The 21,367-nt window shown below is 68.1% G+C and carries 18 protein-coding genes, 1 tRNA gene and 1 pseudogene; 16 read left to right on the forward strand and 4 right to left on the reverse strand.

The features are described 5' to 3' along the window. Positions 1-89: 89 nt before the first annotated feature. The 5 genes from ACZ7OI_RS02255 (at position 90) to ACZ7OI_RS02275 (ending at position 3,794) form a co-directional block, all read left to right on the forward strand. Positions 90-848: a S1 family peptidase gene (locus tag ACZ7OI_RS02255; RefSeq protein ID WP_470262418.1), complete on the forward strand. Its 759-nt coding sequence runs from the start codon at positions 90-92 to the stop codon at positions 846-848. 124 nt (positions 849-972) lie between these two features. Next, entirely contained in the window at positions 973-1,707 is a 735-nt protein-coding gene (locus ACZ7OI_RS02260; protein ID WP_470262419.1) for a S1 family peptidase, read from the forward strand. Between the two features lie 36 nt (positions 1,708-1,743). Then, entirely contained in the window at positions 1,744-2,079 is a 336-nt protein-coding gene (locus ACZ7OI_RS02265; RefSeq protein WP_093572255.1) for a hypothetical protein, read from the forward strand. Positions 2,080-2,127: 48 nt separating this feature from the next. Then, entirely contained in the window at positions 2,128-2,604 is a 477-nt protein-coding gene (locus tag ACZ7OI_RS02270; RefSeq protein ID WP_470262420.1) for a hypothetical protein, read from the forward strand. Next, on the forward strand, positions 2,604-3,794 hold the full coding sequence (locus tag ACZ7OI_RS02275) for a hypothetical protein (RefSeq protein ID WP_470262421.1): 1,191 nt from the start codon (positions 2,604-2,606) through the stop codon (positions 3,792-3,794). Before ACZ7OI_RS02270 ends, ACZ7OI_RS02275 begins: the two co-directional genes overlap by 1 nt. On the opposite strand, the gene ACZ7OI_RS02280 is transcribed toward ACZ7OI_RS02275, so the two are convergent. Then, the gene (locus ACZ7OI_RS02280; RefSeq protein ID WP_470262422.1) at positions 3,795-5,804 is read right to left on the reverse strand and encodes a hypothetical protein; all 2,010 of its coding nucleotides are present in this window, start codon (positions 5,802-5,804) and stop codon (positions 3,795-3,797) included. Positions 5,805-6,025: 221 nt separating this feature from the next. On the opposite strand from ACZ7OI_RS02280, the gene ACZ7OI_RS02285 reads away from it, so the two are divergent. Next, a complete protein-coding gene (locus ACZ7OI_RS02285; RefSeq protein WP_470262423.1) occupies positions 6,026-7,576 on the forward strand; it encodes a hypothetical protein in 1,551 nt (516 codons plus the stop codon). Here ACZ7OI_RS02285 and ACZ7OI_RS02290 read toward each other — a convergent pair. Beyond that, positions 7,532-9,586 (reverse strand): hypothetical protein, encoded by a 2,055-nt coding sequence (locus tag ACZ7OI_RS02290; RefSeq protein ID WP_470262424.1) that lies wholly within the window; start codon positions 9,584-9,586, stop codon positions 7,532-7,534. The genes ACZ7OI_RS02285 and ACZ7OI_RS02290 overlap by 45 nt on opposite strands. A 40-nt stretch (positions 9,587-9,626) precedes the next feature. Further along, positions 9,627-10,082 carry a hypothetical protein gene (locus ACZ7OI_RS02295; protein ID WP_470262425.1) on the reverse strand — a complete coding sequence of 152 codons (456 nt, stop codon included), beginning with the start codon at positions 10,080-10,082 and terminating at the stop codon, positions 9,627-9,629. 188 nt (positions 10,083-10,270) lie between these two features. Between ACZ7OI_RS02295 and ACZ7OI_RS02300 the strand changes: the two are divergent. The 5 genes and pseudogenes from ACZ7OI_RS02300 to ACZ7OI_RS02320 all read left to right on the forward strand — a co-directional run. Continuing rightward, positions 10,271-10,437: pseudogene (locus ACZ7OI_RS02300) on the forward strand (transposase); the annotation flags it as partial. A gap of 680 nt (positions 10,438-11,117) precedes the next feature. Further along, the gene (locus ACZ7OI_RS02305; protein WP_470262426.1) at positions 11,118-11,735 is read left to right on the forward strand and encodes a DUF3558 domain-containing protein; all 618 of its coding nucleotides are present in this window, start codon (positions 11,118-11,120) and stop codon (positions 11,733-11,735) included. A gap of 2 nt (positions 11,736-11,737) precedes the next feature. Further along, positions 11,738-13,009: a hypothetical protein gene (locus tag ACZ7OI_RS02310; protein WP_470262427.1), complete on the forward strand. Its 1,272-nt coding sequence runs from the start codon at positions 11,738-11,740 to the stop codon at positions 13,007-13,009. A 33-nt stretch (positions 13,010-13,042) separates the two neighbouring features. Then, complete coding sequence (locus ACZ7OI_RS02315) at positions 13,043-13,822, forward strand: ESX secretion-associated protein EspG (protein WP_470263421.1); 780 nt, start codon at positions 13,043-13,045, stop codon at positions 13,820-13,822. 90 nt (positions 13,823-13,912) lie between these two features. Beyond that, positions 13,913-14,206, forward strand: a complete 294-nt coding sequence (locus ACZ7OI_RS02320; RefSeq protein ID WP_470262428.1) for a type VII secretion target — start codon at positions 13,913-13,915, stop codon at positions 14,204-14,206. Positions 14,207-15,029: 823 nt separating this feature from the next. Here ACZ7OI_RS02320 and ACZ7OI_RS02325 read toward each other — a convergent pair. Then, positions 15,030-15,115 (reverse strand) — tRNA-Leu (locus tag ACZ7OI_RS02325). Positions 15,116-15,245: 130 nt separating this feature from the next. On the opposite strand from ACZ7OI_RS02325, the gene ACZ7OI_RS02330 reads away from it, so the two are divergent. The 5 genes from ACZ7OI_RS02330 to ACZ7OI_RS02350 all read left to right on the forward strand — a co-directional run bounded on the left by ACZ7OI_RS02330 (position 15,246) and on the right by ACZ7OI_RS02350 (position 21,367). Beyond that, entirely contained in the window at positions 15,246-16,484 is a 1,239-nt protein-coding gene (locus tag ACZ7OI_RS02330; protein WP_470262429.1) for a DUF3662 and FHA domain-containing protein, read from the forward strand. Between the two features lie 101 nt (positions 16,485-16,585). After that, positions 16,586-17,047 carry an FHA domain-containing protein FhaB/FipA gene (locus ACZ7OI_RS02335; RefSeq protein ID WP_037718919.1) on the forward strand — a complete coding sequence of 154 codons (462 nt, stop codon included), beginning with the start codon at positions 16,586-16,588 and terminating at the stop codon, positions 17,045-17,047. Beyond that, positions 17,044-18,420: a PP2C family protein-serine/threonine phosphatase gene (locus tag ACZ7OI_RS02340; RefSeq protein ID WP_470262430.1), complete on the forward strand. Its 1,377-nt coding sequence runs from the start codon at positions 17,044-17,046 to the stop codon at positions 18,418-18,420. Before ACZ7OI_RS02335 ends, ACZ7OI_RS02340 begins: the two co-directional genes overlap by 4 nt. Further along, complete coding sequence (locus ACZ7OI_RS02345; RefSeq protein ID WP_470262431.1) at positions 18,420-19,907, forward strand: FtsW/RodA/SpoVE family cell cycle protein; 1,488 nt, start codon at positions 18,420-18,422, stop codon at positions 19,905-19,907. The genes ACZ7OI_RS02340 and ACZ7OI_RS02345 overlap by 1 nt, the downstream gene beginning before the upstream one ends. Next, the gene (locus tag ACZ7OI_RS02350) at positions 19,904-21,367 is read left to right on the forward strand and encodes a peptidoglycan D,D-transpeptidase FtsI family protein (protein WP_470262432.1); all 1,464 of its coding nucleotides are present in this window, start codon (positions 19,904-19,906) and stop codon (positions 21,365-21,367) included. The genes ACZ7OI_RS02345 and ACZ7OI_RS02350 overlap by 4 nt, the downstream gene beginning before the upstream one ends.

Genomic DNA, 21,367 nt, shown 5'->3' on the forward strand with positions numbered 1-21,367 from the left:
CGATCGGGCAGCCCCGGCTGATCCCCCTTTCGGGGGAAACCGGAGACGCCTACGTTCGCATTGAGTAGTCGTCTTCCGGAGGATATTTCATGCGTTTGCGTGCCGCCCTTTCCGCTGCCTTCCTCGCCGCCGGCGCCGCGCTAGCTGTCGCGGCCCCCGCGTCCGCGGTCGCGAACGGCAACGATGTGGCGCCCGGCGAGTATCCGTTCGCGGCCAAGCTGTCCATGCCTGTCATCCCGAAGGCGGACGGCACCACTTATTCGAGCGGATGCTCGGGTTCGCTCATCGCGCCGCAATGGATCATCACCGCCGGGCACTGTTTCCACGACGTCAACCGCAAGCCGGTCTCCGGCCCGGTGCCGTACGGGACTTCGGTGCTTCTCGGCGCGACCACCGACGAGCCGGGCAAGGGCGAACGGCGCAACGTCACCGAGGTGCAGCAGGCGGGCGTCAACGACGTCGCGATCGCCAAGCTCGACTCCCCGGTCACCGACATCAAGCCGCTGACCGTGTCGCCCGCCGCGCCGACCACCGGCCAGAAGGTGCTGCTCGCCGGATGGGGCAGCCTCACCGAGGTTTCGCCGAAGCCGTCGGACAAGCTGCAGCAGGGCGAGATGCAGGTCGTCGGCTCCGACGCCACCACCGCGAGCATCATCGGGGTCGCGCCGAAGAAGGACACCAGCGCGTGCAGCTACGACTCGGGCGCGCCGTACTTCGTCGACGACGGCGACCACACCGGCCGCATCATCTCGGTCGAGTCGACCGGCCCGGACTGCCCCCACGCCACCCCGGAGACGACCGCGCGCGTCGACATCCTCAAGGACTGGATCGCCTCGCACACCCAGTGAGGGCAAGTCGCGAGATCGGTCGGTTTTCGTCGCCCATCAAGGGAATTCCGCATCGCGGACGGTGTCGTTAGCGTGGAAGGCCGAGTTCATCGGCGTCCGCCGGTGACCCGGACGAAGGGACAGAATGCGCGTCCGCGCCGCGATCTCCGCAGCAGTTCTCCTGCCCATCCTCACCGCGAGCCCGGCTCTGGCCGTCGCGAACGGCTCTGATGTCCCAGCCGGCCAATTCGGCTTCGCCGCGAAGCTGAGCATGACCGGAATCCCGCTGCCGAACGGAAGCACGTACTCGAGCTTCTGTTCGGCAGCGCTCGTCGCGCCGCAGTGGATCGTCACCACCGGCCACTGTTTCCACGACGCCAACAAGAACCGGGTGTCCGGCCCGGTGCCGTACCCGACGACGGTGTCGCTGGGCCTGGTCGACGAGACCAAGGAAAAAGGCGTCCAGCGCAAGGTCACGCAGGTCCTGCAGGCCGGCCCGAACGACGTCGCGCTGGCGCAACTGGACAGCCCGGTCTCCGGCGTTACGCCGCTCGCGGCGAACCACCTGGTGCCAGGCGTCGGACAGCAGGTGACGCTGGCCGGCTGGGGCAGCCGAACCGCGCAGAATCCGGTGCCGTCCAAGCAGTTGCAGCAGGGCACGATGAAGATCTCGTCGGTCGGCGGCACGACAGTCGGCATTCACGGCGTCGCGCCCTCGGCGTCCACCAGCGCGTGCGCCTTCGACACCGGCGCGCCGTATTTCGCCGACGGCAAGCTGATCTCGATCGAGAACAACGGCCCGGACTGCCCGCACACCGGCGCGGAAACGACGTCGCGTATCGACGTGATCGCCGAGTGGATCGACGAGCACGCGAAGTGAGTACGGTGGAAGGGCCGCCGACCTGAGGAGAGTCGCATGCCCGAGCCGATCCTGACCGCTGTCGCCACCGCGCTGGCCACGAAGGCCGCGACCGGGCTGTATGACCTGGTCAAGCGCAAGTTCTCCGGCAACAGCAAGGCGACCGCGGAACTGGAGGCGGCCACCCCCGACAACCCGGCCACGGTGACCGCGCTGGCCGAACGCCTCGACGAGGCCAGCCGCCAGGACCCGGAGTTCGGTGCGGCGCTGCGCACCGAGTTCGAGGTGCACCAGGAGGCGCGCAGCGGCGGGGTGACGAACCACGTGGGCACCGTGGCCGAAGGGGCCAAGGTCGTCCAGCTGCGTGACGTACAAGGCAATATCAGCCTCTGAGGCTTTCTGAGCGACCGGCACGGAGCGCGATCGGTAGGATCGCTCTCCGTGCCGTCGTCGTCGTTCCCCGTGCCGCCCCGATGGCGCACTGTGCCTACGGAACGCACACTGCTGGCGGTAGTGCACAACGTCACCGCGGCGACCCGGCTGCTGGACGTGCTGCCGTTGTTCGCGGGCGATCCGCGGGTGCAGGTGGTGTTCACGTGCCCGGATTCGAGCGCGTTCACCCGGGGGACGGAGGAGTACCTCGCGGCGCGGGGGATCCCGCTGGTGCCGTGGGAAGACGTCGTGGCGGAGGACTTCGACTGGGCGTTGGCTGCCAGTTATGGCGGGGATTTGCATAAATTGCGTGCTCCGTTGACGGTTTTGCCGCACGGAATGGGGTATAATAAGTTCTTGGAAACCGGAAACCGGAAACCGGAAACCGGAAACCGGAAACCGGAAACCGGAAACCGGAAACCGGAAACCGGAAACCGGAAACCGGAAACCGGAAACCGGTTTTCGGGTTGTCCGAGCAATGGCTGATGCATAACGGCGAGGTGATCGCCGAACATCACGTCCTGTCCCACCCCGAGCAGCTCACCCGGCTGCGGCAGTACTGTCCGCAGGCCGCCGACCACGCCGTCATCGCCGGAGACTCCTGCCTGGACCGCCTGCGAGACGCCCGGGAGCTGCGCGAATCCTACCGCCAGGCCCTCGGCGTAACCGGCGAGCAAACCCTGGTGCTGATCTCGTCCACCTGGGGCCACCTCTCGTCCTACGGATCCGGCCCAGACCTCCCCGCCCGAATCGCGCGGCAACTCCCCCTGGACGAATTCGCCGTCGTCCTCGCCCTGCATCCCAATATCGGCCAAGGCCATTATCCGTGGCAACTGAAAATGTGGCTGCGAGACTGCGAACGAGCGGGCGTAATCGTCCTCCCGGAAGAAGATCTGTGGCAACCAGCCGCAGTAGCCGCCGACGTCACCATCGGCGACCACGGCTCCGTCACGTATTACTCCGCCTGCCTGGGCACCCCAGTCCTGCTGGCCGCCGCACCGCACGAAGCCGTCGACCCGGATTCCCCGGTAGCCGCCCTGCTGCGCACCGCCCCCTCGCTGACCGACGAAAACCTGGCCGACCAACTGCGCACCGCGACCCAGCCCGCAGACCTGGTCGCCGCGACCTCCCTCGCGACCAGCGTCCCCGGCCAGTCCGCAGCGCTGCTGACCGACCTCGGCTACCGCACTCTCCAACTAGCGCCACCAGCCCAACCAGCCGGATTCATCGCGTTCCCGCTGCCGCGCGTCCAGCGCCCCGAGCCCGGCGCACAATGGGTCCAGGTCCGCGGCGACGAAGTCACCAGATTCGCCGCCACCACACCTGAGGCCCAACCCGACGCCCACCTAGTAGTCCACGTCGACGGCCCCGACCCGCGCCTGCTGCGCCGCGCCGACATCGTGCTGGGCGACCGATTCCCCGACCCCGGCCGCTGGATCGCCCTCACCCTCGCCGAATTCCCCGGCTGCGAATGGGCCGCCTGCCCAGCCGGATCAGGATGGCTGGCCGGGAGCCGCGACGGCCTGGTCGTCTCCTTCACCGGCACCGACCTGCCGCAGGCCGTGCCGTCGCTGCTGTACACGCGCGACCAACTGGGCCTCGACTTCCCCGAACAGCTCCCGTTCACCGCGGGCGGCCGCAAGCACGAAGCCCGGCTTACCGTCCACTATGGATAGTCAGAGCTGTTCGATCCAGATCAGCAAATCGGTCGCCTCGGCCGTGAATCCGTGCATCCGGGCGATGTTCAGCGCGTCGTTCGCGTGCGCCTTCGCCTGATCGCGGAACCCGCGGGCCAGCGCCGCCTCCGCACGGGAGCGCAAGGCGGCAATGCGTTCGCGGTGCATCCGCAGCCCTTCCGCCGCCGAGTCGAGTTCGGCCAGCACAGCCGCGCCTTCCTCGTACGAACCAGCCTCGATCAGCTTCCGCCCCTGCCACAGCCGGATCTTCACCAGATTGCCCGGCTCGTTCTTCAGCCCCTGCTCCGCTTGCGCCAGCAGGGTCGCCGCCTCCTCCGGCGGCACGACCTTGGCCAGATGCATCCGGATCAACGCGAGCCGACGACGCTTCCCGATCTGTTCGGCAAGCGCAAGGCTTTCCCGAAAGCAGACTTCCGCCTGGTCCCACAACGAAGCCGCGTCGTCCGGCCGTCCCTGCTGTTGCGCGATCAACCCGGGCTCGAAGAACGCGAGGCCGCGCGCTTCCAGCGCGGACGCGTGTTCCTCCGGCGTCGTGGCCAACTCGGCCGCCGCGGCGTACTGCCCCAGTGCCGCCGCCCAATCACGCCGCTGCATCTGAGCGAACCCGAGCTGGGTACGGACCAACCCCTCGGCAAGCGGCATCGCGGCGGCCTGCGCGGCCCGGACCGCGTCCTGGCTCACGGCCAACAGCTCGACGGGGTAAGCGCCGTCTTTGTAGACCGGCCATAACGCCCTCGCCAGCCGGATGACGTCCTCGTGCGCCCCCTCCTGCAACGCGACCTCCGCCGCGGCAACCAGGTTCGCCTGCTCGTCGAACAACCACTCCCAGGCATCCACCTCGGCCGGCGCCGGAGTGAAGCCCGGCCAGATCTTCTCCGGCCAGCCAGTAGACAGCGCGCGTTCCGCGATCCGGAGCCCCTGCTCGGCGTAGTACCCGACCACCACCTCGGAAAGCTCGCCGGCCAGCGCCGCGGCGTGCATCCGCGCCAGCTCGGACATCCGGTATCGACCCCGGATGACCTCGATCAACTTGGCAGATACCAGTTTCTGCAGCGTGTCCTCAGCGTCGTACTCGTCGAGGGAGAGGAGCGCCGCCACGGTTTCCAGCCGAACGGCGCCATCGCCCGGATGCGCGCCGAAAACCCGGTACGCCGCTTGCTCACGCTCGTCCATCTGCTCGTAAGCGACGTCGTACACCGCGCTGGCCAGCGCGCCTTTCGCCCGGATCCGCGCGACCAGCCGCCGCACCGTCCCGCCCTGCCGGGTGAGGAGCACGCCCGCGACGTTGAGTTCCGCTGCGGATCCCGCGCAGATCCGCAGCAGTTCTTTCAGCTGTTCCGGCTCCCCGGCGAGCTTTTCCTCGCCTACCAGTGCCGTCAGCACACCCAGCGCCGCCTCGTCGCTCAACGGTTCCAGCTCGACCTCGCGAGCGGAATACCGGGCACGCAGCGCCTCCAGCCCAGACCCGACCACGAGCACGTACGAACCGGGGTGCGTCGGCAGCAGCGCCTTGACCTCCGCCGCGCTCAACGCGTCGTCGACCAGCAGCGCGACCTTGAACTTGGCGGTCTGCGACCGCCACATCGCCACGCGCCCCTCGAGACTCGCCTGCATCTCGTCCGGCCCGTAGCCCAGCTTGGACAGCAACTCGGCCAGCACGTCAGCACCCGCCCGGTGGCCCACGCGCACGTCGTAGAACCGGTCGAACCGGTCCTGATGCTGATGCAACCAGGTTTCGCACAGCGTCGTCCGCCCACTGCCCGGCGCACCCCGCACGATCGCGATCGCTACCCGATCCAGCGCCTCGTCATGAATTCGAGTGAGCGTAGCCAGCTGGCGCTCGTTGTTCCGGTAATGCTCCGGCGGCGCCTGGACCTGCAACGCCGGCACCGCGGGCTGCTGCGGCCCGTGGAAATGCACGTCGCCGTAGACGTTGCGCGCCTGGAAGACCTTGTCCGCCTGGCCGTCGAAGTAGTTGCCGTCGCTCACCGTTGCCCCCGCCCAGCTGGTCCCGGCTCAGGCTACCGGAAACGTCACGGTCCGTGTCCAGCCTTTCACCACGATCAGGTCCAGGTAAGGTTCTGACCAGGAATTCCAGGACGGATTTGGTAGAATTGAATTGAGCAGCAAAGCAGCAAAGCAGCAAAGCAGCAAAGCAGCAAAGCAGCAAAGCAGCAAAGCAGCAAAGCAGGTGGCGGACCTTCGACCCGGTGGTCGTGCTTGGGGTCGTGCGCACCTGGACTTCGGCGATCAAGCTGCTCGAGGTCTGCCGCCTCTTCCAGGATGACCAGCGGATTCGCTTCACCTTCACGATCGACCGCGGATCCCGGTTCAGCGCGGGCGTCGAGGAGTTGCTCGCCCGCGCGGAAGCGCATTGCACCCCCTGGGAAAATGTTCCGAAGCTCAATTACGCACTCGCGATCACGGCCAGCGAAAACATTGATTTCGACCACGTCTCCGGCCCGGTTCTCGTCCTCCCGCACGGGGTCGGATTCCACAAGTACGTTCCCGACTCCGGTTCCGCCGGCACCCGGCTTTCCGGGCTGATCCCGTCCGCCGCGCTGCGGTCCGGGCGGGTGCTGATGGCGCTCTCTCACCCCAGCCAGCAGCGGCAACTGCACGACGCCGACCCGCTGACCGACGGACGGACCGTCCTCGTCGGCGATCCGCAGTTCGAGCAGCTTCTCCGGAGCGAACCGCACCGCGACCACTACCGCGCCGCCCTTGGCGTGACCGGCCGAAAGTTCGTGCTGGTCAGCTCCACCTGGGGCGAAACCTCGCTGATCGGCCGCCGCCCTCGCCTTCCCGCCGAACTGCTGGCGGCCCTGGACTACGACTCCGCAGCTGTCGGCCTCGTACTGCACCCCAACGTCTGGTCGCGTTACCGGCCGTTCCAGATCCGGTCCTGGTTCGCCGCGGCCGAGGACGCCGGGCTGCTGCTCCTCCCACCGGAACGCGGATGGCAGGCCGCGATTGTCGCCGCGGACGTCGTCGTCGGCGACCACGGCTCGGTCTCCCTGCTGGCAGCCGCGACTGGGCACCCCTTGCTGCTCGGCGCGTTCGGCGACGAGGTCGTACCCGGAACCAGTGCCGAATTGCTCGGCCAGCACGCCTCCCGGCTTACCTGGGACCGTCCGCTACGGGACCAGATCGAAGCGGCAGAAACCCAGCCCTGGCAACAGGATCTCGCCGAACGCACCTTCGCCAACCCGCACGGCGCGACCGCCGAACTGCATGCGCTCGTACTCCGCCTGGCGGGCCTGGAACCCCGTCCCCTCGAACTCTTGCGCGCGCCGGACCCGGAACCACACCAGTCCGCTCCGCTCGCCTTCACCGTCTACCCGGAGTTCATCGGCCCAGATTCCCTTACCCTGCACCGATTCCCACGTTCAGTAGAAGAATGGAAACCAGACTCCGAACGAGCCTCGACCAAGCTGAGACACGTAGTAGCCGACGAACGCGACGACAACCTCGGCCGAATTGGCAACGCCACCGTTCTCACCAGAACCGCACTACGTCCGGCTCCAGAAGCCTGGTGCGCCAACACATTGCGCCTTCACCCGTCCTGCGCACTGGCCGCCGCGGCCATACCCGGTGGATGCGTCGCCCGCACCCGGGACGGCAAAACGTTCACCGTCACCGGCCCGGCTGACGTCGCCGCGCTGGCGTCAGCCCTGCACGCATGCCTGGCGACCGGCCGGAAAGGCGACGGTCCGCTATCCCTGCGACTCGGCTCCGTCGAGACCACCGTCGTTTTCTGACGCCAGCTTGCCCGCCCGCGGACTGCCCAGTTCTCGATACAGCTCAATCGCCCGAGCTAGGTGGCTACGCGCCTCCTCCGGACGCTCCTCGACCAGGGCGCCATGCAACGCTTCCCGAGCCTGGGCTTCGTAGAACGTCGCCCCGCTCGCCTGGAACGCCTCCGCCGCCGCGGTCAACGCGTCAATTCCGCCCGGCAGCCCAGTACGCACCCGCACCTGGCCCGTGATCAGCAAAGCGCGCGCGGCCAACCGCCCGTCGCCGAGCTCGCCGAACGCCCGGTACGCCGCCTCCAACTCGCGCAGCCCTTCCGCGTCGCCGAGCGACTGCCCGAGAAACATCCGGCTCAGCGCCTCTCCACGCGCTTCCCCGGCCGCCTCGTTCAGTTCGATCGACGCGCGGTACACCTGCTGTGCTTGTTCCGGCTGGCCAGCCACATCGTGGTAGCGGCCGGCGAACTCCCGCACCGACGCCCGCAGCACCAGGTGTCCGTCCTGATCCGCCAGCTCGATCGAGCGGGCCACGAAGTTCCCGGCTTGCTCGAACTGCTCGAGATCCGTCAACGGACGCGACGCCAAACTGCGCAATCGTGCCTCCGCGGCGCGATTCCCGGCTTCTTCCGCGGCCTTGATGCCGTGCCGGAGACTGCTGAGCGAATCGGCATGCCGCTTGCGATCGAAGTAGTAGGCCGCGAGCGACTCGGCGATCTGCCAAATCTCGTCAACCAGACCGATCTCCCCGGCCACCGGCAACAGTTCGTGCAGCGCGCGCCGGTTCTCCTCGAACCAGGCCAGTCCGTTGGTCCGACGATCACCGGTGAAGGGATCCGGAATTTCCGGAGCGCTCGCGACCCGGTACCGATTGGCGCCGATCATCGCCGCGTCCGCGTAGTACGCGACGTTGCGGAACCCCCGCACGACCCGGGCGAGCGCCTCGTGGATCTCCTCGTCGCCCAAACCCGAAAGGGACGCCGCGTGGTCGTGGACGAGCGGATGCATGGAGTACCGGCCATGGTCTTCCTGAAGCACCTTCAGCAGAACCAGCTCGGCGAGAATGTCTCCCGCGGCGGCCTCGTCGAGCCCGAGCAGCAGGTGGAAAACCTCAGCGGTGAAGTCGATCGCCGGATACGCGCCGAGCAGCCGATACGCCCGCTGGGCCGGGTCCGTCGCTTCCTGATACGTCGCCTCGAACACCGGCTCCCCCTTCTTCGGCCCCCGGTCGGACCGCATCAGCTCGGCGCGCGAACGCCGCAGCCGGGCCGCCAGCTCCGGCAATGAAGGACACCGCCCGACCACGACGAGCGTCGCGGCGTTCCGGAGGGCCAACGGCAATCCGCCGCAGTAGCCGAGAATTTCCGCCAGCAGCGCGTCATCGCCGTCGAGGCCGCTCAGCTCACGAAACAACTGGGCAGACTGCGCTTCGTCGAGCGGAGTGACCTTGACCGTCCTGCCGCCGACATCGTTGACCTCGATCGGCGACTCCACCCGCCCCGCGACGAGCACCAGCCAATCCCGCCCGCCAGGCATCAACTGCAGAAACTGCTCGGCTTCCGTGACGTTCTCCAGCAGCATCACCGCCGCCGCCCCGGACGACCGGCTCCGCCACAGACTCGCCAGCCCAGGCTCGGCGGGCATCACCTCGTCACGCACCCCGTCGCGGCGCAGCAATGAGCGCAGTGCCGCCGAAATCACCGTCTCCCCGTCGACCGTGTGAGTCGCGTAGTCCGTGTAATAGGCCCCGCCGGGATAACGGTCTTTTACCTGCTCAGCGACATATCGCGCCAACGCCCGCCGCCCGACCCCGGCCAATCCGTCGAACACCACGAGCGGCGCACGCCGATCTTCGAGACACGCCTCGATCTGCTCGTCCCGCCCCACCAACCGCCGCAAGGCCCGCGGCGTTTCGTGCGGCACCACTCGTTCAGGTCCGGGCAACTGCTGGTTGATCGTGCCGATGTACCGCGCCTGCACGAGAGAACTACCGCCGTCGACCGACCCGACTTCGTTGTGCACCAGTCCACCCCTCACCCCGAGTGACCGCCAGCTTACCGATTCACCGCGCCGCCAGCAGCAACATCGAGCCGTCTTCCCAGTACAAACAGGCAGGCGACGGACTCCATCGCGCATCCCCCTGCCACACCACGACCGGCGCGGCCTCCCCCACCTCGACCAACGCCACCCGCACCTCCCCTCGCACGACGGCGATCTCCCCGCTCCGCCCCTTCAATCTCGAGGCCGCTTCGTACGCCTGCCCACGAGCCGGTCCGCTGGGCACTGCCACCGGTTTCCTCTTGGGAACCGTCACGAACTCCCACAGCACCATAAATGGCCAGGCGAGATGGGCGAGGATCTCGAGAACGGCCTCTGTCACGCACCCGAGCGACTGGTCAGTCTTCCTCCGCCGCCGATCGCGGCCCACCTTGACCCGGCCCAGCACCACGACTCGCACCGGCTCCCGCCAGTCGCCCTCGAAGTACCGCTCGACCCGGGATTCCAGCTCCTGGCCCATCAGCCACCTGTCTGATTCCGTTATGCCGCGCTGGAACTGTACCTACTCAGCGTGCGGGGAGAGGGGAAGAAAAGCGAATTGGCGGTGATCAAATTGACTGTAAGCGAGCCGATCCCCGCTCTTGGCGGCCGGATCCTTACCGGGCATCCAGCGTCCCGGCGATAACAGCAGGTTGGCACCTGCCGCCCGTTGACTCGCAGTCGGTGAAAACCAGTGAGGGCGGGGAGCAGGTCGGCTACGACGCGGGGAACGGGTGCGGGGCCGCAAGCGGCATGTGCTGGTCGACACGCTCGGGCTGCTGCTGGCCGTGACCTCGGCGTCGGTGCAGGACCGGCCCGGAGCCCGCCGGATCCTGGCCGATCCGACGGCCACGAGCCACCGCGCGCGAAACCGGACGCTGCGGTCGGCGACGATGACCGCTGACTACAAAACAGCCCTGTGCCGCCAGCCGAAGCCGGAAGCCGAAGTCGCCCGGATCGCAGGCACCGCTCCGGCCGCACCTCGATCTCCGCAGTTCACGGGACACAGGGTTGCGGGTTGGCTACCATCGGTTCGGCTTAGTGAAGCTATAGGCGCGGCTAGCCGCAAGGGGAGGATGCAGATGGCCGAGCAGGCGACACCACCAGGCGATACCGGTGCGATCGGAATGCTCACCGGGGCAAGCTTTTTCGTCGCCGGCGGCCCAGCCGGCGGCGGAGGCGCGTCCGGAGGGGGCGGCGCTCCCGGCTTCTACCTGAGCAAGGACGCCATGACCGCCGAACTCACGAACCTGAAAAAGCTGCAAGCGCGTATCGACGCACAGATCAATAACGCTCGGCCGATGTGGTCCATTGTGTCTCCGGGGAAGGATCCAGCCTCACTGAGGAACACCGACGCCAGCAACAACTCCGGGAACCTTTACCAGGGCCACTTGATGCGGCAAAGCACCTACCTTGGCACCGTCATCCAGAAGATGGAGGACGCGCTGGGCATCCACCGAGCGCACGACGAGCAGGCAGGCAAAGACATCAAGCAGGCAGGCCAGGAACCGATCTGATGACCACACGCACCCGCCTGGCCGCTGTCGGGCTCGCAGCTTCCGCGCTCGTCCTGAGCGCATGCTCCGGCAACCCGGGCACGGCGCAGCCGTCGTCGCCCGCAGTTCCGTCGCATGCCCCGTCTGCGACCGAGTCCGGAGCGCCGAAAGTCCCGAACCCCCTTCCTGCCGGAACGCTTGACCGAGACCCGTGCAGCACACTGACCGCTGGCCAGATCAGCACGTTGCTGGGCACCTCTTCTCCGGATGTGCAACCAGCGAAGGACACAGGGGTCGCCAAGGCGTGTCACTGGGCGAACCTGGACCGGGGCTCAGGCATCAGCGTGCAACTCGTGTACGCCTGGAACGACGGCCTCGGCCACGTCTACGCCAAGAAGAACGAGGGATTCTTCAAGGAACTCGCACCCGTGCAGGGCTACCCGACCGTCGCGTACGGGCCGAGCGACGACAGCTCCACAGGTCGTTGCGGTGTCGCCATCGGCATCTCCGACACGATGGCCTTCGAAGCCGACGCGACCATCTCGCGCGCAAACGTCGGAAAGCCGGGATCCGACCCGTGCGAAGCCGCGCGCCGCATCGGCGACGCCGTCGTCACCACGTTGAAGGGGGGTGCGTGACAATGAGTTTCATCGCAGACAGGTTCAACGAGTTCCTGAAGCAGATGCAGGCCGAAGGCAAGATCATCCTTCCGGGCGAGCTAGTGCGACGAGTGAAAGCCGGGCCTGGACCGGACAGTCTCGGGCAGGCTCAGCACGCCGCGTTGCAACAATCCTCTGAGCAGCAGGGCATCGAGTCCGACACTCTGACGACGGTCGGTCGGCTGGAAGCTGCGTGGTCGGGCCAGAGCGGCGATGCCGCCAGAGGATCGTTGAAGCCGCTCGCGGATGTGGCGACGTCGGCGTCGCTGGCGTTGCACGACAGTCAAAACACCCTGGCCGACCAAGGGCATGCGTTCACCTCGACCCGGGATTCGCTGCACGACGTCTCCGACGACGCACCGTCGAAGTCCACATGGGACACGGTCACCCCTTGGGACACCGACACCGAAAAGAACATCAACGCCCGCAACGCGGCCGTCGAACAGAACAACGCCGTCTATCAAGGGTTCACCGGCACCAGCGACGGCCACGCCCAGAAGATGCCCGTCGCCTACGGCGACGTCCCCGACTCCTCCAACGACACCTACGCCCTGACACCCGCCCAGGACCCGGGCAAGGTCGGCGGCACACAGGACCCACACCAGCAGCAGTTCGCGGCCCGCGACCACCAAGCGGACTCCTACCATTCCGGCTCGACAGCAACGCCGCCACCGTCCGGGAACTACGGCCCCAGCCAGCACTCCGCGCCCGGCGGCCAGCAGCCTCCGGCCTACGCGCCCCCGGCCGCATACGGCGGCGACAGCACGCACACTTCCGGATATGTCCCGCCCGGCTCGACCGGCGTGAGCAACACCCCGGCGCAGTTCGGGCCGACCGGCCCCGGTTCCGCATACGTCGCCGGTTCCGGGCCTGGCGGTTCCAGCAGCTACAACAGTCCCGGATACCTCAGCGGCATGCCCGGGTCCTTCGGACCCGGCGGCGGGACGGGAACGCCAGGCACCGGCAGCGGCAGTCCCGGTGCCTCCGTGCGCGGCGGCGGCCCGGGCGAGGCTGGGAAGTCGACCGGGGCTGGCCGGTTTGGCGAGCCGGAGCCCGGGACGCGCGGCGGAGCGAACACCGGCGCGGCCGGTGCCAAGGGCACCAACGGGATGCCCATGGCTGGCGCGGCGGGCAAGGGCGGCAAAGGCGAAGAGGACAAGGAAAAGAAGGCGGCATCCTACTTGCAAGAAGCGGACCCGAACGCGCTGTTCGGCTACGACGGCAAAGCCACGCCACCGGTCATCGGCAAGTAAGCAGCATCAGCTGGAGCGAGGGGAAACGACGTGATGCTGCTCGACCAACCGGTGACCCTGCCGCGCCTGGCCGTCGCGAAAGCCTGGGAATGGGAACGGATCGGCCCTGCGCATCCGGTGCTGGGCATCGTGGACGTGTGGATCGAAGACGACGCCGCCGGCCGCCTGGACGACCTGACGCGCCAGGTGCTGGCCGAACCCGGGTTCTACAACCTGCGGACCGACCGGGTCACCGGGGAGTTCCGCGACCTAATGCTGGCGGTCGCAAACGCCGACGCCGAATGCTACGGCTGGTCCAACGACCGGCACGGCCATGACCGGGCCACGCTCGCGGCACTGACGGGCCGTGGACGCAACGCCGTCCTCGCCACCGTCGAAGACGACCTGCTGACCTTGACGGCGATCGGCGCGGACCAGCTGGTTCGCGCCGTCGTCGGCGGGCTGCCGGGCTTCCCGGCCGCGAACATCAACGAGTTCGCCGTCCCCAAAGCCGAGTACGACCGGGGGCAGAGCAGCGACTCGTACACATTGGACACCAGCAGCGACTACACCGTCACCAGTCCCGCCGACCAGCTCCGCGCGTTGATGGCGTCGCGGCGGGAAGCCAGCCACCAGCTGTTCGTCGCCGCTCGCACCGGCGGCGGTCGGGCCGCCAGCATGCCGCTGACCGCGGTGGACAGCCTTGACCACGGCCGCGTCCTCACCTACCTCCGGGACAACGCTCACGGCGAGGTCGACATCGCCTGCGGACCTGGCAATCCCGGGTACATCACCGGAACTCTCGAAAACACCCTTCGCTTACTGGGCGGCTGACACGCTCTCGGAGAGCAAGCCCGTGCGCAGGCGCAGCTGATCGGCGGCATTAGCCAACTTCACGGCGAGAGAGGATTGAGGGGGCGGAAAATGGTTCATCAAGGCAAAGAATTCGGCGTCGACCTGTACGAACTGGAGAAAGTGGCAAAGGTCGATTTTCCGGTGGTCTCGGCCGACTACGGCGACGCGATCGGCAGCTGTGATCGAGTCCTCGGCGGCGCGGATCGCGCGATGCGTCGCCCGGAGCAGTTTGGCGGTGGCGCACTCGGTCCGGTGTACCAGGCATATCTCGATCTTCACGAGACCGTGACCGGGTTCCTCAAGGAAACCATAACCAACCTGGACGACACCGCCGCGGCGCTGGGCACAGCGGCTCAGCACTAGAACAAGGCTGTCGAGCTGGCAATCAAGGAGCACGATCAGAGGTACGCGACCCAATCCGGGTTGATTCGTGACCCTGAGCCGTTCAGACAGCACTACGCATTCATCGAGCCTCGACGACGGGTGCCATTTACTGCTTGATGACTTCCCATGTTGTCGTCAGCAGTTCATTGGTCTCGTAGAGCGTGTCGACTTGTTCGCGCAGTGCGTGGATCACGTCTCGTGCATCCGCGTCCAGCTAGGTGTCCGCGACCTGCGGTCGGTCCGCCCGGCCCAGGAGCAGCAAGATCCGTCGATCGCCCCGGACAGTCCGGCCTCCTGCTGGTCGTCGCCGCCAACGTCGAGTTCGGCAACGGCAGGCCGCTGCAATTCTCCGTGCGAGCCCTGCTCACCGGCCTGGCCCTGCACGGCATCGAATGCGCGCTGAGCGGCCGGGACATGGTCTTGCCCCAGGCGGCGCCCCGTGGGCTCAATTCCTCGACGAACCGGACACCACCCCCCGCGCCGCCAAAACCGACACAGGTCCGCACCCGACGCCGCACAAACGCCCTTGGCGATCCACCCGGCTGACCTTCTATCCCACTTCCGCCAACCCGAATCACAACGGTCGATCAGGCGGTAGCCCTGCCCGGAATCCGGTCCACATCGGCCGCCGGCCCCATTCGACGCCTCCCGCAGGACACCCCACCCAGGAAATGTGTCCTGGACCACGCCCATCGATCGGGCGGGCCCCCAACCAGACAGCCCCGCAACGCAAAACTCCCGCTCAGCCGGAGCCGAACGGGAGTTCTGGGAACCTACCTGCGGATCTTCCGTGAAGATCCCATGGTGGGCGAGGAGGGAGTTGAACCCTCACGTCCTTTCGGACACACGGACCTGAACCGTGCGCGTCTGCCATTCCGCCACTCGCCCGAGTTGCTTCCTTGAGGCAGCCAGCAAAGCTTAGCAGGGCCTTCTGACGGGTTTCACCGGGGGCATGCCCAACCCTTCCTCCCCCGGATAGGATCGAAGCGGAAGCACACGTGTGAGGAGGTTGTCCCCGGTGGGTCGCGTTGAGCGCTTCGACAGGCGTCTCGAGAACCTGGTGGGGAATACTTTCGCGCGCATGTTCGGCGGCAACGTCGTCACGCAGGAAGTGGCGGTTGCGCTCGAGAGGGAAGGCGAGGAGAACGTTCGTGAGCTGGCAGGCGGTCGGCAGCTCGCCCCGAATCACTACATCGTGTCTTTGGGGGCGGCTGACCACGATCGCATGGCCGGCGATGAGCAGCGGGTCACCGGGGTTCTCGCGAGGGCGGTGGCGGAACACCTCGCCGCACAGGGCTGGGACACTTATGGTGACGTCGTCGTATCACTCGAGCGCAACGAGGCGCTGCATACTGGACAGTTCAAGACCCGTTCGTCCGTCGATCCCGACGCCCGCGACACTGCGGGGGAAGGGCCGTCACGGCCGGCACGACCCAGCAACGCAGGAGACCCACCAATGAGCCAGCCCCCCGGCTACGGCCAATACGACCAGGGTGACCCGTACGGCCAGCAGGGCCAGTACGGCTACGGACAGCAGGGTGGCCAGCAGCCCGGGTACGACCAGGGTTATGGCGGTCAGCCGCAGCAGGGCTACGACCAGGGCTACGGCGGCCAGCCCCCCGCGCAGGGCTACGACCAGTACGGCGGCCAGGCTCCGCAGCCCGGTTACGACCAGGGCTACGGCGGGCAGCCTCCCGCACCGGGCTACGACCAGGGTTACGGCGGCCAGCCTCCCGCGCCGGGCTACGACCAGGGCTACGGCGGCCAGGCTCCGCAGGGCGGGTACGACCAGGGCTACGGGCAGCCGCAGCAGGGGTACGACCAGGGTTACGGCGGCCAGCCCCCGGCGCCGGGCTACGACCAGGGTTACGGCCAGCAGGGCGGGTACGACCAGTACGGCGGCCAGCCGCAGGCGGCTTACGGCCAGGACCCGTACGCGCAGCAGGGCGCTCCGGCTCCCGGACGGCAGCTGCAGGCGAGCCTCCAGCTGGACGACGGCTCCAACCGCACCTACTCGCTGAAGCAGGGCGCGAACGTGGTCGGCCGCGGCCAGGACGCCGACTTCCGGCTTCCGGACACCGGCGTGTCCCGGCGGCACCTGGAGATCACCTGGGACGGCCAGAGCGCGACGCTCGCCGACATCGGCTCGACCAACGGGTCCACGGTCAACGGCACTCCGGTGCAGACCTGGCAGCTGGCCGACGGCGACGTGATCCGGGTGGGCCATTCGTCCTTGGTGTTCCGAACCCAGGGCTGATCGCAGACCGTCCACAGGGTTCCCGCAGAATTGTCATGCGGGGGGAACCGCGGCGCGCGTGGCGCCGCGGCTGCAGGCACAGGCGGGAGCGGACACAACAAGTGCCAGAGCTGGTCGTTCAACTCACCAGAGTGGGCTTTCTCGTGCTGCTCTGGCTCTTCGTGTTCGCCGCGCTCCGAGTCGTGCGCTCGGACCTTTACGCCGCGTCGGGCCTCCGGGTCCAGGTGCCGTCCTTCCGCCGCAACAAAGAGAAGAAGCCGCGGGGCAGCAAGGCCCCGCAGCAACTGCTCGTCACACACGGGGCCCTCGCGGGCACTCGCATCGCGCTCGACGGGCGGCCGATCCTCATCGGCCGGGCCGACGACTCGACGCTGGTGCTCGACGACGACTACGCATCGACCCGGCACGCCCGGATCGCGCTGCGCGGGGAGGACTGGTACGTGGAAGATCTGGGCTCGACGAACGGGACCTATCTCGACCGGGCTAAGGTCACTGCACCCCTCCGGGTCCCGCTCGGAGTCCCCATCCGGATCGGCAAGACGGTGATCGAGCTTCGCCCATGACTCTCGTCCTCCGCTACGCGGCCCGCAGCGACCGGGGCCTGGTGCGTTCCAACAACCAGGACTCCGTCTACGCCGGCCCGCGTCTCCTCGCGCTCGCCGACGGCATGGGCGGGCACGCCGCAGGTGAGGTGGCCAGCAAGGTCGTCATCGCCTCGCTCGCCCCGCTCGACGACGACGAGCCGGGAGACGACCTGCTCGCCCAGCTCCGCGAAGCCGTCCAGAACGGCAACGCGGCGATCGCCGAACTGGTGTCCCAGGACCCGGATCTCGACGGCATGGGCACCACGCTCACCGCTGTCTTGTTCGCGGGAAGCAGACTCGGCCTTGTCCACGTGGGCGACTCGCGCGCGTACCTGATGCGCGGCGGCCAGTTCGCCCAGATCACCCGGGACGACAGCTTCGTCAACGAACTGCTCGAACAGGGCCGCATCACGCCGGAAGAAGCGGCGGTGCACCCGCAGCGGTCGCTGCTGCTCAAGGCCCTCACCGGACACGAGGTCGAACCGAGCCTCACCGTGCGCGAGGCGCGTCCCGGTGACCGGTACCTGATTTGCTCCGACGGTTTGTCCGGAATGGTCAGCGACGAGACGCTCGCCGAGGCCGTGCAGATCCCGGATCCCCAGGACTGCGCCGACCGGATGATCGAACTGGCCCTCAAGGGCGGCGGCACGGACAACGTGACCGTCATCATCGCCGACGTGGTCGACGTCGATTTCGGCGACGACGCCCCGATCGTGGGCGGAGCCGCCGGCGACGGCAGCGACGAGATGCATCAGGGCGACTCTCCCGCGGCCCGGGCGCGCGCGCTGACCCAGCCGCCGCCGCAGCCGCGACCGGAGCAGCAGGCTCCGCAGGAAGACCCGAAGGCGAAACGGCGGAAACGGTTCCGCTGGCTCGTCGGGGCGGTCGTGGTGCTGATCGTGCTGGGCGCCGCCGCGATCGCGACTCGATACTTCGTGCTCAGCCAGTACTACGTCGGAGAAGGCCCCGATCAGGAGGTCGTGATCTATCGCGGCGTCCCGGGCAGCATTCTCGGCATCGACCTGCACGCGCTCGAGCAGGGCTCGTGCCCGCCGGGCCAGCTGTGCACCGACAAGCTCCGCGTCTCCGCGTTGCAGGAGGACGCGCGGATCGCCGTGCAGAACGGCGTGAAGCGCGAAAGCCTCGACGACGCGCGCAAGTACATCGACGATTTCCTGCGTCTCAAGAAGAAGCTGTCGGACTGCAAGCCGACCTCTTCCACGGGCGTCCCGCAGTCGGGTGCGCCCTCGTCCAGCGTGGCGCCGCCCGGCGGCACGCCTTCGTCGGCGAACCAGCCTGCGGGGAGGGACTGCTCGACGGCGGGTACGCCGCCGACGGGGGGCGGTAACTGATGGGCCAGCCGCTGGCCGACCCGACGTCCGCCCAGTTCGCCACGAATCCGCCGCGAGACCTCCCCAAGCGCAGGGGCACGGAGCTCGCGTTGCTGGCGTTCGCGGCGGGCATCGTCACCCTGGCACTGGTCATCGTCGAAGCCAACCAGGAGCAGGAGCTGACGCTCTCGATCCTGTGGGTGGGACTGGCTTACCTCGGCGTGCTCGCCACGACGCACCTCGCCGTGCGCCGGTGGGCCCCGTACGCCGACCCGGTGCTGCTGCCGTGCGTCGCGCTGCTGAACGGGATCGGGCTGGTGATGATTCACCGGCTCGACCTGGCGAAGGCCGAATCGGCGTTGCAGCGCGGCAAGGAGTACTCGCCGGAGATCACCAAGCAGCTGCTGTTCACCGCGGTTTCGCTGGTGCTGTTCGTGATCGTGCTGGTGGTGGTCAACGACCACCGCACGCTGACCCGCTACAGCTACATCGCCGGCCTGCTCGGGCTCGGCGCGCTCGCGCTGCCCGCGGTGCTGCCCGCCAGCCTGTCCGAGGCGGGCGGCGCGAAGGTGTGGCTGAAGCTGCCGGGCTTCTCGATCCAGCCGGGCGAGTTCGCGAAGCTGCTGCTGATGATCTTCTTCGCGTCGTTCCTGGTGTCCAAACGCGATTTGTTCATGGTGGCGGGCAAGAAGTTCCTCGGCGTGGAACTGCCGCGCGCGCGTGACCTCGGCCCGATCCTGATCGCCGCCGCCGTCGCGATCGGCGTGCTCGTGTTCGAGAAGGACCTCGGCACGTCGCTGCTGTATTTCAGCATTATCCTGGTGATGCTCTACGTCGCGACCGAACGCGCGATCTGGGTCGTGGTCGGGCTGACGTTCTTCGTCGGCGGCTGCCTCATCGCCTACAACCTGTTCGGCCACGTCCAGCAGCGCGTGGAGAACTGGCTCAACCCCACCGGCCCGCGCTACGACGTGCTGGGCGGCAGCTACCAGCTCGCGCAGGGCCTGTTCGGGCTCGGCACCGGCGGCGTCGGCGGCACCGGGCTCGGCGCCGGCCGCCCGGACATCCCGCCCGCCGCGAGCACCGACTTCATCACCGCCGCGATCGGCGAGGAACTCGGCTTCATCGGGCTGGCCGCGGTGCTGATGCTGTACGTGCTGCTCGCGATGCGCGGCATGCGCAGCGCGCTGGCCGTGCGCGACACGTTCGGCAAACTGCTCGGCGGCGGGCTCGCCTTCACCATCGTGATCCAGATCTTCGTGGTCGTCGGCGGTGTCACCGCGCTCATCCCGGAAACCGGTGTCACCGCGCCGTTCCTGTCCTACGGCGGCTCTTCGCTGCTGGCGAACTACATCCTGGTCGCCCTGATGCTGCGCATTTCGGACGCGGCGCGCAGGCCGGCCTCCCGGCCGAAGCCGCAGCAGCCGCAGGCTCCGATCGCCGAGGCGCACACCGTGCTGGTGCGGCGTCCGCCCGCCGAAGGCGACCCGAACGGGAGGACCGCGTGAACGCCCCCCTGCGCAAGGTCGGCATGGCGATGCTCGTGATGATCGTGCTGCTGCTGGCCAACGACACCTACGTCCAGGTCATCAAGGCCGACACGTACCGCACCGACCCGCGCAACCAGCGGGTGCTCTACGACGAGTACTCGCGCCAGCGCGGCCAGATCGTCACGCCGGACGGCACCGTGCTCGCCGGCGTGAAGCCCTCGACTGACAAGTTCAAGTTCTTCCGCACCTACGCCGACGGCCCGATGTACGCCCCGGTCACCGGGTACTACTCGATCAACTACGGCGCGGGCGGGCTCGAGCGCACCGAGGACGACGTGCTGAACGGGTCGGACCCGCGGCTGTTCGTGCGCAGGCTGTCGGACATGGTCACCGGTCGCGATCCGCGCGGCGGCAACGTGAAGCTCACCATCGACCCGAAGGTGCAGAAGGCCGCCTACGACCTGATGACCGACCGCGGCTACACCGGCGCGGTGGTCGCGATGGAGCCGAAGACCGGCCGCATCCTGGCGATGGTGTCGACCCCGTCGTACGACCCGAACCAGCTGGCGACGCACGGCACCGACCAGAACAAGGCGTGGGACGCCTACTCCAAGGACAAGAACAACCCGATGCTGAACCGGGCGATCTCGGAGAACTACCCGCCGGGGTCGACCTTCAAGATCGTCACCGCCTCCGCGGCGCTGGAGAGCGGGATCGGCCCGGACACCCAGATCAGCACCGCGCCGAACGTGCAGCTGCCGGGCACGAACACGACGCTGGAGAACTACGGCGGCGAAACCTGCCCGGGCAACACGTTCAAGGACGCGCTGGCGCATTCGTGCAACGTGCCGTTCGCGACGTTCGCGGGCCAGCTCGGCGCGGACAAGATGAAGGCGACCGCGGCCAACTTCGGCATCGGGCAGAACGACCTGACCGTGCCGATGCGGGTCGTCGGCTCGACCGTCGGCCCGCTCGACTCTCCGGGCGCGCTCTACCAGAGCGGCATCGGCCAGCGCGACGTCCGGCTCACCCCGCTGCAGGACTGCCTGCTCTCGGCGACCGTCGCGAACAACGGCTACGCGATGAAGCCGCAGCTGATCCAGTCGATCCTGGCCCCGGACCTGTCGACGGTCGAGAACGTCGACCCGGAGCAGCTCACCGGCAAGCCCGCGCTGTCGCCGGAGAACGACAAGATCCTCACCGACATGATGATCGCGTCGGAGTCCTTCACCAAGGGCGGCGGCAAGAATGACGCGCTGAAGATCGCGTCGAAGACCGGTACCGCCGAGCACGGCGCCGACTCGAAGAACACCGCGCCGCACGCGTGGTACACCGCGTTCGCGCCGTCGGACAACCCGCAGATCGCCGTGTCGGTCATCGTCGAGAACGGCGGCAACCGCGGTCTCGCCGCGACCGGCGGCACGGTGGCCGCCGAGATCGGCCGTGCCGCCATCGCCGCCCGGCTCGGGGGTGGATAG

Source organism: Amycolatopsis sp. NPDC114503 (assembly GCF_055633655.1).